A 15,951-nucleotide genomic window follows, 5' to 3' on the forward strand; every position below is an offset into this window, starting at 1 on the left:
TAAATTCATAAATTGAATTTAAAAATATATAATTAGCATTTTTAATAATTATATGCTATAATAAATAAAAATATTAGGTCTGTATATGAAACAAAACTTCTATATTAACAGCAAACTTAAGGATTTAATTTCAAATATAATCTATGATGTTAAAAATTACAGCGGCATAATAAATAAATATATAGACTTTGAAAGATGCTCTAATAATTACTGCAGCGAATCAAAAAATACTATAATAAGACAGTCTTTTCTTATAAACAGAACTATGGAGGCTTTGAATGATTTTAATGATATAAACTCGGATTCCTTTAAACTTAATATGAATTTCGAAAATATAAATCTTATAATAAATGAATCTTTAGACAGTATTTTAGATTTATTCAGATCCAAAAGAATAAAGATTACTCTTGATAATAATATATCAGACGGTTTAATATCTATGATGGACAGATCCAGAATAAAGGGAAGCTTATTAAACATTTTTTCTTTTATATACAATATAATAAAAGTAAACTCTTCTATGAATATATTATGCAGTTTAATTAATTATGAAGATAATGAAAATTTTCTTTATATGAACGGAGTTGATAAAATAAGCGAAAGAGAAAGGAAAAAATTAGAATTAAATAAGGAATGCATAGAAATATCTTTAATTTTTGTATCTGATGAAATACCCGAAGAGATAAAAAGAATGCTTTTTAAAACTCCTTTGATATCTTATGAAAATATAAATTTTAATAATATATATTTATATACGGCTTATAATATTATTAAGAAGCATTACGGAAATATTTGGATGGAAACTTTTGAAAATAAGCAGAGGATCAATATAATTTTTCCTGCTGATAAAAGATTATGAATTATATATTAGGATATATTCTTTTAGCAGCCTATTTATTATCATTTATAATAGGTTTTTCTTCAATACTGTTCTCTATTATGTATTATATAATAGAGAGAGTGGCATGGCTTAAATATTATATAATATTTTTATTTACATTTGCACTTCTGCTTTTAATAAGAGCCATAAAATTATTAAGCCTTCTTACGCTCCCTTATTTTATGTCTAATAATATATTTAATACTCTGTACTTTTTCAGTTTTTCGGTATCTATGTCTTTAATGCTCTATTTTATACCTGCTTTTTTATACAGATTTTTAAATATGAAATGGACTTTTAAAGAAAATATAATTTATATATCATTATCCATAACTCATTTTATTTTAAGCATATTGGGAATACTTATTATATTTGACTTATATATAATAAGCGGCATTATATTTTATATATCCATAATAGCAATATTTTTTATAGGATTTATTAATTATAAAAATATAAAAGATAAGACAATTAAATTTATAGTAAAGATACTAGGATTTATCACAATGATAATATATCCCATACTTATATATCAGCTTATTATATACAGAAAGGAAGCCGCCGATATAGTTTCTATGGATATAACATTAGTTCTTTTTTATATATGGTGGAACTTAGTTATGCTCGGATATTTATTTTGGTATTTTATAAATATATTTAATAATAAAATGCTTAATTCAGATGTTTTAAATATAAAGCAGCTATCAGATGAAAAAGAAGAATATACGAAAGATGAAAATATAAATTTAACTAAAAGAGAGAGGGAAATATTATCATATCTTCTTAAAGGAAAGACAAATAAAGAAGTATCTTTAATACTTGATATATCTCTTAACACTGTTAATAATCATGTATCAAATATATATGAAAAATCCGGAGTCAAAAACAGAGTTGAATTAGTAAATAAGTTTTCAAAGAAAAGATAATCAGTCTTTTATTATGTATGAAATTATATGTTTATGATAACTTTGTATTAAAAAATAGTAAGTCTGCTGTTCTTACTATTTTTTAGGTAATAATTTAAAATATGGAAATAAGGCATTATTCCATAGGCATAGAATCTAATATAGAGTTTGCAAGAGAATGCAACACCTCTTCTTTTAAAGCTCCGTCCTGCATGTATAATTCCAATCTTTTTTTTGCTTCTGCTATTTTTTCTTCTCTTATATCCGGAGCTTCTTTAATGATATCAGCTAGCTTTTCATTCTGAAAAGCTAATCTTGATTCATTAGAAATTTCTATTCTGTCTGAACCAGCTTTAGAAACTTTTTCATTATACTTAATATTAGATTTTTGATGTATATTTGATGCGCCGCCTATTTTATCAATTGTCATAATCTGACTCCTTACATAAGTTATTTTCGGCATTAGCCCTGCATACTTTAGATTTTCTATTATCAATTATAATACAAAATTCGCCTTTAATTATTATACTGCCATCTGTAAAAAAATCAAGAATATTTTTAGCTTCATCTCTTATAATCTGCTCAAACTGCTTTGTGATTTCTCTTCCTATAACAATATCCGTTTTTTCTCCGAATATGTTAACAATGTCCCATATGCATTCTTTAACTCTGTGTACTGATTCATATATTGCTATAATGCTTTTCTGATTTTGATGCAGTTTTTTTAATTGATTTCTTCTTTTACCCGATTTATTGGAAAGAAACCCTGCAAAAAAAGTATCTCCCGAAAGTCCTGAAACAGATAAAAGAGAAGTAAAAGCGGATATTCCTCCAGCAGGTACTATTTTTATATTTTTTTCTATAGCTGTTTTTATTATGCTCACGCCAGGATCGCTTATGCATGGAGTTCCTGCATCGCTTATAATAGCCGCAGATTTTCCTTTTAATATATCATTTATATATCCGTCTATTTTATGTTTTGAAGAATGGCTGTTATAAGAAAATAGAGTATTTTTTATATTATAAAAATTAAGAAGCTTCAAAGCCACTCTTGTATCTTCGGATAATATAAAATCTGCATTTCTAAGTATTTTTAAAGCCCTTATAGTTATATCTTCCATATTTCCTATAGGTGTTGCTACAACATATATTGTGCCTGCTTCTATCTTATTTTTATCATTATTTATTATATAGTCTGTAAACTTTTCACCGTTTTTATTTTCTTTATTTTTTATTGCTGTGCCCCCTATTCTTTATGTAAATAATTATATATTAATTTTTTATTAATACAATATTGAAAATGTTTCACATGAAACATTTAATTAAAAACGGAAAATATTTAAAAATGTTTCATGTGAAACATTTTTAAATAAGGTTTTTTTATTATATATGTTTTTAAATGTTTTTAAATATAAAAAAATATTATTGAAAACTATATTAATTATTATAAAATAATATATAATATTTTAAGCTATACTGAAGCTGTTTATCTGTATTTATATAATTTATATATAAAAGAAAAAAGAAAATTATGAAAGAAAAAATTAAAACAATAAAAGAAAAAATAATAATAAGAAAAGATATAATATTCTCAGTTATAGTGTCTTTTATACTTCATATATTTATGATAAGCTTTATAAACACATATTTAATAAACGATGTATTTGCATCTGAACAGCATAAAAAAAATTATGAAGAGATATATAAAAAAGATGATTATATGTTTTTGGTTGAAACTCCTGAGATAGAGGAGGAGGAAAGCGAAGAGGATACTTATTTTGCATCCGATAAAACTTTAAAATCTAAAGGAAGAGAGTATGTAAATCCTTCCAAAACTTTTTCTCAGACTTCTTTTTTATCATTCTTAGGAGATGGAGCAAGAAGCCCAGTAATAGAAAGAAAATCTGAAGAATATATAAATCCTAATAATACAATAACCGAAAAAAAAGATATAGGAAATGAAGCATCAAAAGATAATGTAAAGTCCTATAAGCCTAAAAATCCTGGTTTAAAAGGCGATGTAAAAATACCTGCTTCCTTTGAAGAGGGGGCAGACAGAGCCGTTATATTTTCAAGCGAAACGGGAAGTATTCAATTGGGTACAAAAGCTCAGGAATATTTCTGGTATTTCTATTCTTTGGTTTTGTCTGTAAGAGATGCATGGTATCTTACAATTCCAAATCAGGCGCATTATCTTGGTCTTATAAGAACCGATGAAGTTGAGGTGCTTATTTCTATAGATGAAGAGGGAAATATATTGTTTGAAAATTTTTTAAAAAAATCTCCTATAGGTCAGAGCAGTCTTGATAATTCATGTTCAAAGGCTGTTGAATATGCTGAAAAATTAAAGCCGCCTCCTAAAGAGCTATGGAATAATTATGCGGAAAACGGTAAGATTTATATACCTTTTAAATTTATATATCAGAATTTCAGCAGAAATTAATTTTTATTATCCCATTAAATATATTTTATTCTAATTTTTTAATTATTTCATTTCTTTTTTTTGTATATTTATCATACAATACTGTATTGGGTTTTTCATTATTAATTATATAAAGATTATAATTTACAGCTTCAAGAAGAAGCTTATAATAAATTTCAGAATTATATTCGTCTTTTAAATCTTCGTATATGCCTGCCAATTCTTCCAAAGCTTCATCATCATTTTTATTAAGATTAATGATTTTTTTTAAATATTCTATTACCAAGTTTCCGTTTTTATTCATATCTCTTTTAAGAAGATATACGGCATCTTTTATTAAATTGATGTCTTTGTCATATATTTTTAAAGACAAATTATAATATATCGCTGCATTTTCATAATCGTTTTTTAATATATAAGCCTGAGCCAATTTTTTATAATATATATAATAATCTTTTTTAGCCTCTATCGATTTTTTATAATTTTCTATTGCTTTTTCTATATCTTCCGATTCGGCATTAACTTTATACTTCCCGTAATAAAAATCGCCTAAAACCGATAAATAATAATGATTTTTTTTAGTTAAATATTTTTCCGTATTATTCAGTATTATGCTGATATCTCTTATAGAATCAATATCTGATTTTTCATATAAGTACTGCATATAATCCATATTAAAATATATATTGTCTTTATAAAAATCAAAAAACAGCTTATATTGATTTTCATCTTTTATTTTATTATTGTAATATCCTATAAGAGAAATATATTCATCTTTTTTAATATAATGTATATCTTTATTATTCAAAGACATAGAATATATATCTTTTATCATAATATTAAGGGAATTGAAAAAATTTTCCTCTTTTGAATATATATTTTTCTCCGTCCATTCATAAGGCTTTTCTGTATTAAATATTAAATAGCTGAGTATAAAACCTTTATCTTCATAACTGGATACATTATATGCAATCAATATATCAGCATTATTTTCTTCAGTAAGTTTTTTTATATTATATTTTATATTGCTGTAGCTGTTGTTTTTTATTATATTATTATGATTTGGTATTATCTGAAAATCACAGTATAAAAATATATTTTTTACTATGATATCATAAACTGCATATACGGCATAATTATTGGAAATGTATGTTTCTAAAATAAGCATTTTCTTTTGAGCAAAAGATATACTGCATATAATAAAAAACATAAATATTAGTTTCTTAATCATTATTTAAGAATATACAGCATAAACATTAAAAAATCCATACTTGTATTTTATTTTTTAACATTATATTATTTAGTAAATCATAAAAATATACGGAGATTATATGTCAGATATTTTATACGGAAAAGAATTAGCAAAAGAGATAAAGGAAAGAATAAAGCAGGAGGTTGCGGCGCTGAGCAAAAAACCCAGAATAGATTTTTTATATTTTGAAGATGATAAATCTGCTGAAATTTATTTTAAAAATGCAAAAAAGCAGGCGGAAAGCACAGGAATGACAGGCTCTATTCATAAGCTTCCGATAACTGCAGATGAGAAAGATTTTATAACTTTGATAGAATACTTAAATATGGAAAAAGAAACAAGCGGCATAATTATACAAATGCCTCTGCCCAAGCATATAAGCAGGCAGAAAGTATATGAAGCCATATCTCCTGAAAAAGATGCCGATGCAGTATCGCCCGTTAATTTGGGCAGAATATTCATAGGCGAAAGCAATTTGATTCCCTGCACAGCAAAGAGCGCTTTTGCATTAATAGAAAAATCAGGAATAAAAATAGAAGGCTCAAATGCAGTTGTAATAGGAAGAAGCGAAATAGCAGGAAAACCTTTAGCTCATTTGCTTTTGCAGAAATCCGCCACTGTAACGATAGCTCATTCCAAAACCAAAAATTTAAAAGAGCTTTGCAGAAATGCTGATATATTATGCGTATCTATAGGAAAAAGCGGATTTATTACAGGGGAATATATAAAAGAAGGTGCATTAGTTATAGATATAGGAATAAATATTTCCGAAGACGGATCTATAAAGGGAGATGTTGATTTTGAAGAGGCTTCTAAAATAGCTTCATATATTACTCCTGTGCCTAACGGCGTCGGAAGCGTAACGGTTGCCATGCTTTTGGATAATCTGCTTTATCTCCATAAAAAATATAATTTATAAATATACTGGTTTTCTTATGGAAATTATTTTTGCACTGATTTCATCTTTATTTGCCTCTCTTACGGCAGTATTTATAAAAATAGGCTTGGGCGGTATCAATTCAAATTTAGCATCTGCAATAAGAACTATTGTAATACTGATAATGTCTTGGATTATAGTATTTTATATTAACAGTATAAACTCTGTAAATACTATTGAAGCTTTAAAAAATCTTAATTCTAAAACAATTATATTTTTAATTCTTTCAGGAGCCGCTTCCTGTTTATCTTGGCTTTTTTATTTTAAAGCTTTGCAGATAGGCAATGTAAGTAAAGTTATAGCAATAGATAAGCTTTCAATAGTTTTTGCTGTAATATTAGCCGCAGTATTCTTAAAAGAATATTTGAATATAAAAACTATTATAGGCATACTTATGACAGCAGCAGGAACTATTATCATTGCTATGCAGTAATTTTTATAGATATGTATTTTTTATTTTATATTGAAAATTACAGAGAAGATAATATATTTTATATATGTTTTTCTCGGATATAATATGAATTTAAATATTTCCTTATAATGATATTGATTTAAATATAACAGGGCTGTATAATAGGTAAACATAATATATTTAAGCGGGGTAATATGAACTTTAATTTTTATATGCCGAGTAGAGTAATATTCGGATTCGGATCATTGAATAAGCTTCATAAGCAGAAACTGCCGGGTAAAAAAGCATTGATAGTAACGGGCGGCACTTCAATAAAAAAATACGGTTATTTAAATCAGTTAGAGGAACAATTAGACAAGGCAAATATTGAGTATGTTTTATTTGACAAAATACTTCCAAATCCTATTAAAGATCATGTAATGGAAGGTGCATCTTTAGCTAAAAAAGAAAACTGCGATTTTATTATAGGCATAGGAGGAGGAAGCAGCATAGACTCTTCAAAATCTATTGCAGTTATGGCTTCAAATGACGGCGATTATTGGGATTATATATTCGGAGGCACAGGAAAAGGAAAAGCAATACCTAATGATCCTCTGCCTGTGGTGGCTGTAACAACAACGGCAGGTACGGGAACGGAAGCGGATCCTTGGACTGTAATAACCAACGGCAATGAAAAAATAGGGTTCGGTTATGAGAAGACATATCCATATCTTTCAATAGTAGACCCTGAGCTTATGAAAACTGTTCCTCCTAAGCTTACCGCTTATCAGGGATTCGATGCTTTATTTCACAGCACGGAAGGATACATTAATAAAATATCAAGCGAGATGAGTGATTTATTTGCATTAAAAGCTATAGAACTTATAGGCAGAAGTTTAGCCGATGCGGTTAAAGACGGAAATAACATGAAAGCCAGAGAAAATGTTGCTATGGCAAATACATTATCTGGAATAGTTGAAAGCATATCAAGCTGCACAGCTGAGCATTCTATAGAGCATGCCATGAGTGCTTATTATCCAAAGCTTGAGCATGGAGCGGGACTTATAATCATAAGCAGAGAATATTATACAGCTATAGCCGAAGCGCATAACTGCGATGATAAAATGATAAATATGGCTAAGGCTTTAGGAAAAAAAGATGCCGATAAACCTATGGATTTTGTTTATGCATTAGAGAGTTTGCAGAAATCATGCGGGGTTGATAATCTTAAGCTTTCGGATTACGGCATGAAAAGAGAGGATCTGCCTGCAATAGCTGAAAATGCAAGATTCGCTATGGGAGGATTATTCAAATGCGATCCTCATAATTTCACAAATGATGAGGTTTTAAAGATATTGGAAAAGTCTTACAGGTAAATTAATATAATATTTTTAAAGAAGCTGGAGCATAATTTTCAGCTTCTTTTTTATTTTTTAAATTGAAAAGCATTTTAAAAGGCATTTGCAGTATAACAAAAAAATCATAATATGCATGCCTATAACATAGTAATGAATCAGTAAAAAATATTTGCAAAAACATATTCCCTGTATTATAATATATCATCAATATTTAAATATAATTTTATTATCAAATAATTTTTAATATAAGGATATATTTTAATAAATGTCATACTCTGATAAAATTAGGAATTTCTGCATCATAGCGCATGTCGATCATGGAAAAAGCACATTAGCCGACAGAATAATAGAGCATACAAAAGCTGTGTCGGGCAGAGAGATGAAGGCGCAGATACTGGATTCTATGGATATAGAAAGAGAGAGAGGAATAACTATAAAAAGCCAAGCCGTAAAACTATCTTATGAGGCTCTGGACGGAGAAATATATACTTTTAATCTTATAGATACACCGGGTCATGTTGATTTTAATTATGAGGTTTCGCGTTCTCTTGCAGCCTGCGAGGGCGCCATACTTGTGGTAGATGCTGCTCAGGGGGTGGAGGCTCAGACTATTTCAAACTTTTATCTTGCATTTGAGAATAATTTAGAAATTGTGCCTGTTATTAATAAAATAGATCTTCCAGCCGCCGATATTGAGCTTTGCAGAGAGCAGATGGAAAAAGAGTTCGGAGTTAATAAAGAAGATATAGTTTTAGCAAGCGCAAAAAATGATATAGGCATAGATGATATACTTGAAGCTGTTGTTAAAATTATACCTGCACCAAAGGATAATACAGATAAAAAAACAAGGGCATTGATATTCGATTCTTATTATGATCCTTTCCGCGGCGCTGTTATGATAGTAAGGGTATTTGACGGCTCTATTAAAAAAAATGATAAGCTTCTTTTAATGGAGACAAAAGCTGAATATGAAACTGAAGAATGCGGAACTCTTCTGCTTGGTCTTAAATCTTCTGATGAGCTTAAAAGCGGGGAAGTTGGATATATTATTGCAGGAATTAAAAATATATCGGATATAAAAATAGGAGATACAATCACATTGAAAGAGAATCCTTCAGATGAGCCTTTAATAGGCTATAAGGAAGTTCTTCCTATGGTATTTGCAGGAATATTTCCCGCAGAAGATGAAGATTATATGAATCTTCAAAAGGCTTTGGAGAAATTAAAATTAAATGATGCCTCTTTAGTTTATGAGGCTGAACGCTCTATTGCTTTGGGCTTCGGATACAGATGCGGATTTTTAGGTCTTCTTCATTTGGAAATTGTTCAGGAGAGACTTGAAAGAGAGTTTAATTTAAATCTTGTAATAACAAGCCCTTCCGTTGAGGTAAAGTTAAAGCTTAACAGCGGCGAAGAGAAAATTATAGATAATCCCGCTGATTTTCCTTCTGCGCAGTATATAGAAAAATGCTATGAGCCTTTTATAAATGCCTTAATTATAGTTCCTGTTAATTATTTAGGCAATATTATTTCTCTTTGCATAGACAGAAGAGGTATTCAGACATCTTTAAATTATTTAGATGATAAAAGAGCTGAAATTAAATTTGATTTGCCTTTAATAGAAGTTGTATATGATTTCTATGACAAATTAAAATCCATTTCAAGAGGATATGCATCTTTTGATTATGACTTTTCGGATTTCAGAGAAAGCAGCATAGAAAAAATAGATATTTTAGTTCATGGCGAAGTTGTGGATGCATTATCTTTTATGGCGCATATAAGCAATGCCCAGTCAAGAGGAAGACAGATTATAGAAAAATTAAAGCATCTTATTCCGAAGCATATGTTTCAAATTCCGCTTCAGGCGGCTATAGGCGGAAGAATAATTGCCCGTGAAAATATAAGCGCCTTAAGAAAGAATGTTACGGCAAAATGCTACGGAGGAGACATTACAAGAAAGAGAAAACTTTTAGAAAAGCAGAAAGAGGGTAAAAAGAGAATGAAATCTATAGGAAATGTGGAAATTCCTCAGGACGCTTTTATAAATGTGCTTAAAACCGATGATGATAATAAATAGAGTTTTATATCAGTTTTTTAAATATCAATATTATATAAAATCTTGACTTAATCGTATATTTATGTTAGCATAATAACATATTTTTATATGTACGCATATAGGATATTATTTTAATTTAGGAGTATATTTATGGCTGTAAAAGTGGCAATAAATGGTTTCGGACGCATAGGTCGTCTGGTTTTTCAGGCATTGGTAGAACGCGGTTTATTAGGCAAAGAAATAGAAGTTGTTGGCGTGGTTGATGTTAGCACCGATGCTAAATATTTTGCCTATCAATTAAAATATGATTCTGTTCATGGCAAAATGAAAGCCGATATAGGTTATGAGGGCGAAGATGTGCTTGTTGTTAATGGAAGCAAAATAAAATGTATTAAAGCGGCTCCTCTTAATCAATTGGAACAGCTTCCTTGGAAAGATTTAGGCGTAGAATTTGTTATAGAAGCTACAGGTCTTTATACTGAAAAAGAAAAAGCTGAAGGACATATCAAAGCTGGTGCTGAAAAAGTTATAATATCTGCTCCGGGCAAAGGCGATTTAAAAACTTTTGTCTACGGCGTAAATCATGAGGAATATGATCCTGCAAATCATCATGTGGTATCCAATGCTTCCTGTACTACTAACTGTTTAGCTCCTATAGTGCATGTTCTTCTTAAAGAGGGTATAGGCATAGAAACAGGACTTATGACTACTATTCACTCTTATACCGCAACTCAGAAAATAGTAGACGGTCCTTCTAAAAAAGATTGGAGAGGCGGACGCGCAGGTGCTATCAATACTATTCCTTCAACTACAGGAGCGGCTAAAGCTGTAGGAGAGGTGCTTCCTGCTACTAAAGGCAAATTAACAGGTATGAGTTTCAGAGTTGCTACTCCTGATGTTTCAGTTGTAGATTTAACTTTCAGGAGCGAGAAGGAAACTTCTATTAAAGAATTAGATGTTCTTATGAAAAAAGCTTCAGAAACTTATCTGAAAGATGTTTTAGGCTACTGCAATGAAGAATTGGTATCAAGCGATTTTATACATGATCCCAGAAGTTCTATTTATGACTCTCTTGCCACTACTCAGAACAATTTGAAAGATGAGAAAAGATTCTTTAAAATTGTTTCTTGGTATGATAATGAATGGGGCTATTCCAACAGAGTAATTGATTTATTATTATATATGTACGGCAGAAAATAATAATAAGTTATAATAACTATTTATTAGGCTATAATATAAGGGTGTTATATTTAATTATAGCACCCTTTAAATTTTATTAGTAAATGCAAATAATAATATAAGGATTTGAATATGAAAAAAACGGTAAAAGATATAGATATCAAAGGAAAAAAAGTTATAATGAGAGTGGATTTTAATGTCCCTCTAGATAAAGAAACCGGTTCTAAAATAACAGACAGTACAAGAGTAGATGCCGCTATGCCTACTATAGAATATATACTTTCTCAGAATGCATCTCTTATACTTATGAGCCATTTGGGAAGACCTAAGGGAGAGCCTAATCCTAAATATTCTTTAAAACCTGTTTACGATTATTTGAAAACCAAACTTCCGAATAATAAAGCGGAATTTGCAGATGACTGCATAGGAGACAAAGTAAAAAAACAAGCCTCAGAACTTAAATCAGGAGATGTTCTTCTTCTTGAAAATTTAAGATATCATGCTGAGGAAGAAAAAAACGATGCGGCTTTCTCCAAGCAATTAGCAGATTTAGCCGATGTTTATGTTAATGATGCTTTCGGCACAGCGCACAGAGCACATGCTTCGACCGCAGGAATAGTTTCTGCTAAAGCGGGTATGCCGGCAGTTGCGGGCTTTTTAATGGAAAAAGAAATTAAATATTTAGGCGATGCCGTTTCCAGTCCTGCACGTCCTTTCGCAGCCATTATAGGCGGTGCAAAAGTTTCATCTAAAATATCGGTGCTTAAAAATCTGCTTAATAAAGTTGATACTTTAATAGTTGTAGGCGGTATGGCTTATACTTTCTTTAAAGCTAAAGGGTTTGAAATAGGAGCCTCTTTATGCGAAGATGATTATATAGCCACAGCTAAAGAAATTATGGATAAAGCTGAAGAATTAAATAAAACTTTATATCTGCCCGTTGATAATGTTGTAGCCGATAAATTTGATAATAATGCCGATATAAAAACAGTAGATTCCGATAAAATACCTGCAGGCTGGATGGGTATGGATGTGGGACCTAAAACTTTAAAAGATCTTGAAGATATACTTAAAAATGCTAAAACTATTGTATGGAACGGACCTTTAGGAGTATTTGAAATGTCTAATTTTTCTAAAGGCACATTTGAAACTGCTAAATTTATAGCCGATTCAAAAGCTGTAAGTATTATAGGCGGAGGAGACAGTGTATCTGCGGTTAATAAATCGGGTGTTGCTGATAAAATGTCTCATGTATCTACAGGAGGGGGCGCTTCTTTAGAGTTTCTTGAAGGAATAGAGCTTCCGGGTATAGCAGTATTACAGGATAAATAATATTTTGTAATGAATTATGAGCCGCCTACGCCTTAAGGTTTCGGCGGTTTTTTTATTAATAATCTTATAAAAAAACTGTTCTTGAAAAAACTTTTATATATGTTATAATTTAAATATATTAAAAATAAAAAGGATTTTGTTTTTTAGGGATATAAATATTATGGACGAAATTATTGATAAAATATATAAAAATGAAGCTGTTTCGGATAATACGGAGAACGGTATAGACGAATCCTTACTTTCAAATGATGAAGAACTTGAAAAGCTTATGGAGGCGGTTATATATGTTGAAGGAAATGTTGCCATAAGCAGGCTCAGAACTCTTTTTAAATGCGAGAATTCGGATATAAGAAATCATATAGAAAATATTAATAACAGATACAGGAATGCAAAAAGCTCTTTGGAAATACTTGAGGTAGGAGATTCTATTTTTATGACGATAATACCTTCAGCATTCGGAACATTATCTGCAATATATGATAAAAAAAGAAAGAAAAAAATATCAAAGGCAATGCTTCAGACTCTTTCAATAATAGCATATAAGCAGCCTTTAACTAAAGCCGAAATTGACGATATAAGACAAAGCGACAGCGGATATCATCTTAGAGTTTTAATGGAAGACGGCTTTATTGCTTGGAAGGGAAGAAAGGACTATTTAGACAAAAGACAGACTTACGGAACTACGGATAAATTCTTAATGCATTTCGGCATAAACAGTTTAGATGATCTTCCTAAATTAAGAGAATTAAAAGATTTAGAGTTTAATAAAAATGAATAATAAAAATATTTAATAAAAAATATTAAGTCTTTGCTTTTTATAAAAACAAAGACTTTATTTTTATGTTTTTTAAATAAAAGTTTTATTTATATATACCTGTACTATAATATTTACTTTTGTATTTTAAGCTTCTGTATTAATTATATTTAAATCTGAATTTAAATATTTCTTTGACAATTAGAAGTTTTTAGTATATCATTTCATAAATCATTATTCAGGAAGTAATAAATGCATAATATATTTTTAGATTTTGATATTAATAGATTTGATATTGATTCATTTAATGAGAGTTCTGTTAGAGAGGAGATAATTATTCCTTTTTTTAGTTTTATTGGTATAAAAAATACAAATATAGAAAGAGGTAAAAAACTACAATCTAATTATGTAATGCAGGGTTCTATAAAAAAAACTATCAATAAATTTCCTGATTATATTGTTTATGATGATAACCATAAAACATTATTTGTAATGGATGCAAAATCTCCAAATGAAAAAGTTATAGATGATGATCATATAGAGCAGATATTTTCTTATGCTTCACATAGAGAAATACAAACAGATAAATGTTTATTATGTAATGGAAGAGAATTTGCTTTATTTAAAATGCCTTCTCATAAGCCAATTTTAAAATATGCAATAAATGAATTAGATGAAGATAAAATTAATATATTAAAGAAATATTTACTATTTAATAATAGTAATGAAATATCTATAGAAGAATTGGATAATAATACTGAATTTGATTATTTAAATATTAAATTTCCTAAAGTAATAAAGAAACCTAGAAAACAAGCAAGTAAAATACATTATGGGGTTCATGGATATTTTACAAAACAATCTTGGGATATAGTAGAATCTCATATAAAGCAATTTACTAAAATAGGTGATTTAGTATTAGATTCATTTTCAGGTTCCGGAGTTACATTTATAGAATCAGTTTTAAATGGAAGAAGTTCTATATATATAGATTTAAACCCATTAACAGTTTTTTGGACTGAAGCTTTATTTGAAGATGTAAGTATAGATTCATTACAAAATTCAGTAGATAGAATATTAAAAAAATTCAATGATTTGAGACCAAGAAATGATAAAGAAATAAATAAATATTTAAAAGAATTAGATTTGCCTGAAAATTTACAATTGCCGAAAACAGCAGATGCAAAATATTTACATGATATTTTTTCAAAAAAACAAATGGCAGAATTAGCATTACTTAAAAGTTTAATTTTAAAAGAGAAAAAAAATATAAGAAATTGTTTATTATTAGCTTTTTCAAGTTCAATTACACAGAATAATTTAACTTATCATACATCAAAATTCAATGAAAAAAATATATATGCTGGTGATGCAGGAATATTCAGATATTATAGATATAGAATAGCTCCAAATCCTACAAAAGTTGATTTAGCAATTTCTTTTAAAAATAAATCTAAAAATTTAATTAGTGCTAAAATAGAAATTAATAAACATAATTATAAAAAGGCATTATCTAATAGTCGTATATTAAAAGGCAATGCTACAAAATTAATTGAAATAGAAGACGAAAGTATAGATTATATATACACAGATCCTCCTTATGGTGCTAAAATAGAATATCTTGATTTATCTATAATGTGGAATGCTTGGCTTGATTTTAAAGTATCAGAAGAAGATTATAAAAATGAGGCTATAGAAGGCGGCAAACTAAATAAAACTTCAGAAGAATATCAATATTTAATAAAAGAGTCTATTAAAGAAATGTTCAGAGTTCTTAAATGGAATAGATGGCTTAGTTTTGTATTCCAGCATCAGGATCCTAAATATTGGCATCTAATAGTTGAAACAGCTATAAATGTTGGTTTTGAATATGCAGGATGTCAAAGATATTCTAATGGACAAACTTCTTTTAAAAAAAGACAGAATCCTTTTTCTGTATTATCAGGACAATTAATTATTTATTTTAAAAAAATTAATAATCCGAAAGCTATGATTAAACATGATTTAGGTGCTGATATATTAGATATTATTATTAATAATATTGAAGCTCTAATAGCTAAAAATCATGGTGCTACTATAGATGAAATATATGATGAATTAATAGTACATGGATTAGAATTGGGTTTTTTAGATATTTTAAGCGAAAAATATTCTGATTTAACTCCTACACTAAATGAATATTTTGAATATGATTCAAATACAGAAAAGTATCATTTGAAAAAAAATAATAAATTTAAATCCCATATACCTATAAAATTAAGAATAAAATATTTTTTAAAATCATATTTACAAAGGGAAAATAGAAATAAAAATTATCCTACCTTTGATGATATAATACTTGATATAATACCTATGTTAAAAAATGGTGTTACACCAGAAGAACAGACTATTAAAGATGTGCTTAATTCTATAGCTATGCCAAAAGGTGAGGGTTGGGTACTTAATAATGATTCTAGAACTTTATTTGATTAAAAAATAGGATATT

14 protein-coding genes are annotated in these 15,951 nt (G+C 28.5%); 11 read left to right on the plus strand and 3 right to left on the minus strand.

Annotation, left to right across the window (positions count from 1 at the left end; all coding sequences use genetic code 11):
- Positions 1–85: 85 nt before the first annotated feature.
- Both QZ306_RS02165 and QZ306_RS02170 read left to right on the plus strand, forming a co-directional pair.
- On the plus strand, positions 86–859 hold the full coding sequence (locus QZ306_RS02165) for a sensor histidine kinase (RefSeq protein WP_295160436.1): 774 nt from the start codon (positions 86–88) through the stop codon (positions 857–859).
- Positions 856–1,806: a helix-turn-helix transcriptional regulator gene (locus QZ306_RS02170; RefSeq protein ID WP_295160439.1), complete on the plus strand. Its 951-nt coding sequence runs from the start codon at positions 856–858 to the stop codon at positions 1,804–1,806. Before QZ306_RS02165 ends, QZ306_RS02170 begins: the two co-directional genes overlap by 4 nt.
- A gap of 115 nt (positions 1,807–1,921) precedes the next feature.
- Here QZ306_RS02170 and QZ306_RS02175 read toward each other — a convergent pair whose 3' ends face one another.
- Positions 1,922–2,215: a flagellar biosynthesis anti-sigma factor FlgM gene (locus QZ306_RS02175; RefSeq protein ID WP_295160442.1), complete on the minus strand. Its 294-nt coding sequence runs from the start codon at positions 2,213–2,215 to the stop codon at positions 1,922–1,924.
- Complete coding sequence (rsmI, locus tag QZ306_RS02180) at positions 2,205–2,951, minus strand: 16S rRNA (cytidine(1402)-2'-O)-methyltransferase (RefSeq protein WP_295160619.1); 747 nt, start codon at positions 2,949–2,951, stop codon at positions 2,205–2,207. The genes QZ306_RS02175 and rsmI overlap by 11 nt, the downstream gene beginning before the upstream one ends.
- Positions 2,952–3,316: 365 nt before the next feature.
- Here rsmI and QZ306_RS02185 point away from each other — a divergent pair, with 365 nt between their 5' ends.
- Complete coding sequence (locus QZ306_RS02185) at positions 3,317–4,228, plus strand: energy transducer TonB (RefSeq protein ID WP_295160444.1); 912 nt, start codon at positions 3,317–3,319, stop codon at positions 4,226–4,228.
- Positions 4,229–4,253: 25 nt separating this feature from the next.
- Here QZ306_RS02185 and QZ306_RS02190 read toward each other — a convergent pair whose 3' ends face one another.
- A complete protein-coding gene (locus tag QZ306_RS02190; RefSeq protein ID WP_295160446.1) occupies positions 4,254–5,417 on the minus strand; it encodes a hypothetical protein in 1,164 nt (387 codons plus the stop codon).
- Positions 5,418–5,538: 121 nt separating this feature from the next.
- Between QZ306_RS02190 and QZ306_RS02195 the strand changes: the two genes are divergently transcribed.
- The 8 genes from QZ306_RS02195 (at position 5,539) to QZ306_RS02230 (ending at position 15,938) form a co-directional block, all read left to right on the plus strand.
- Positions 5,539–6,378 (plus strand): bifunctional 5,10-methylenetetrahydrofolate dehydrogenase/5,10-methenyltetrahydrofolate cyclohydrolase, encoded by an 840-nt coding sequence (locus QZ306_RS02195; protein ID WP_295160449.1) that lies wholly within the window; start codon positions 5,539–5,541, stop codon positions 6,376–6,378.
- A gap of 16 nt (positions 6,379–6,394) precedes the next feature.
- On the plus strand, positions 6,395–6,829 hold the full coding sequence (locus tag QZ306_RS02200) for an EamA family transporter (protein WP_295160452.1): 435 nt from the start codon (positions 6,395–6,397) through the stop codon (positions 6,827–6,829).
- A gap of 173 nt (positions 6,830–7,002) precedes the next feature.
- Complete coding sequence (locus tag QZ306_RS02205; protein ID WP_295160455.1) at positions 7,003–8,163, plus strand: iron-containing alcohol dehydrogenase; 1,161 nt, start codon at positions 7,003–7,005, stop codon at positions 8,161–8,163.
- Positions 8,164–8,410: 247 nt separating this feature from the next.
- Positions 8,411–10,222, plus strand: a complete 1,812-nt coding sequence (gene lepA / locus QZ306_RS02210; protein ID WP_295160459.1) for a translation elongation factor 4 — start codon at positions 8,411–8,413, stop codon at positions 10,220–10,222.
- A 129-nt stretch (positions 10,223–10,351) separates the two neighbouring features.
- The gene (gene gap, locus QZ306_RS02215; protein WP_295160462.1) at positions 10,352–11,401 is read left to right on the plus strand and encodes a type I glyceraldehyde-3-phosphate dehydrogenase; all 1,050 of its coding nucleotides are present in this window, start codon (positions 10,352–10,354) and stop codon (positions 11,399–11,401) included.
- A 111-nt stretch (positions 11,402–11,512) separates the two neighbouring features.
- Positions 11,513–12,712, plus strand: coding sequence for a phosphoglycerate kinase (locus tag QZ306_RS02220; protein ID WP_295160465.1), 1,200 nt, complete (start codon positions 11,513–11,515; stop codon positions 12,710–12,712).
- Positions 12,713–12,872: 160 nt separating this feature from the next.
- On the plus strand, positions 12,873–13,490 hold the full coding sequence (scpB, locus tag QZ306_RS02225; RefSeq protein ID WP_295160468.1) for an SMC-Scp complex subunit ScpB: 618 nt from the start codon (positions 12,873–12,875) through the stop codon (positions 13,488–13,490).
- A gap of 228 nt (positions 13,491–13,718) precedes the next feature.
- The gene (locus tag QZ306_RS02230) at positions 13,719–15,938 is read left to right on the plus strand and encodes a DNA methyltransferase (protein ID WP_295160472.1); all 2,220 of its coding nucleotides are present in this window, start codon (positions 13,719–13,721) and stop codon (positions 15,936–15,938) included.
- Positions 15,939–15,951: the final 13 nt, after the last annotated feature.

The sequence above is a fragment of the uncultured Brachyspira sp. genome, assembly GCF_910588665.1.
GTDB lineage: Bacteria > Spirochaetota > Brachyspiria > Brachyspirales > Brachyspiraceae > Brachyspira.

Coding starts and splice junctions, on each gene's coding strand:
- QZ306_RS02165 (WP_295160436.1), top strand. CDS start 86: ATGAAACAAAACTTCTATATTAACAGCAAACTTAAGGATTTAATTTCA.
- QZ306_RS02170 (WP_295160439.1), top strand. CDS start 856: ATGAATTATATATTAGGATATATTCTTTTAGCAGCCTATTTATTATCA.
- QZ306_RS02175 (WP_295160442.1), bottom strand. CDS start 2,215: ATGACAATTGATAAAATAGGCGGCGCATCAAATATACATCAAAAATCT.
- QZ306_RS02185 (WP_295160444.1), top strand. CDS start 3,317: ATGAAAGAAAAAATTAAAACAATAAAAGAAAAAATAATAATAAGAAAA.
- QZ306_RS02190 (WP_295160446.1), bottom strand. CDS start 5,417: ATGTTTTTTATTATATGCAGTATATCTTTTGCTCAAAAGAAAATGCTT.
- QZ306_RS02195 (WP_295160449.1), top strand. CDS start 5,539: ATGTCAGATATTTTATACGGAAAAGAATTAGCAAAAGAGATAAAGGAA.
- QZ306_RS02200 (WP_295160452.1), top strand. CDS start 6,395: ATGGAAATTATTTTTGCACTGATTTCATCTTTATTTGCCTCTCTTACG.
- QZ306_RS02205 (WP_295160455.1), top strand. CDS start 7,003: ATGAACTTTAATTTTTATATGCCGAGTAGAGTAATATTCGGATTCGGA.
- lepA (WP_295160459.1), top strand. CDS start 8,411: ATGTCATACTCTGATAAAATTAGGAATTTCTGCATCATAGCGCATGTC.
- gap (WP_295160462.1), top strand. CDS start 10,352: ATGGCTGTAAAAGTGGCAATAAATGGTTTCGGACGCATAGGTCGTCTG.
- QZ306_RS02220 (WP_295160465.1), top strand. CDS start 11,513: ATGAAAAAAACGGTAAAAGATATAGATATCAAAGGAAAAAAAGTTATA.
- scpB (WP_295160468.1), top strand. CDS start 12,873: ATGGACGAAATTATTGATAAAATATATAAAAATGAAGCTGTTTCGGAT.
- QZ306_RS02230 (WP_295160472.1), top strand. CDS start 13,719: ATGCATAATATATTTTTAGATTTTGATATTAATAGATTTGATATTGAT.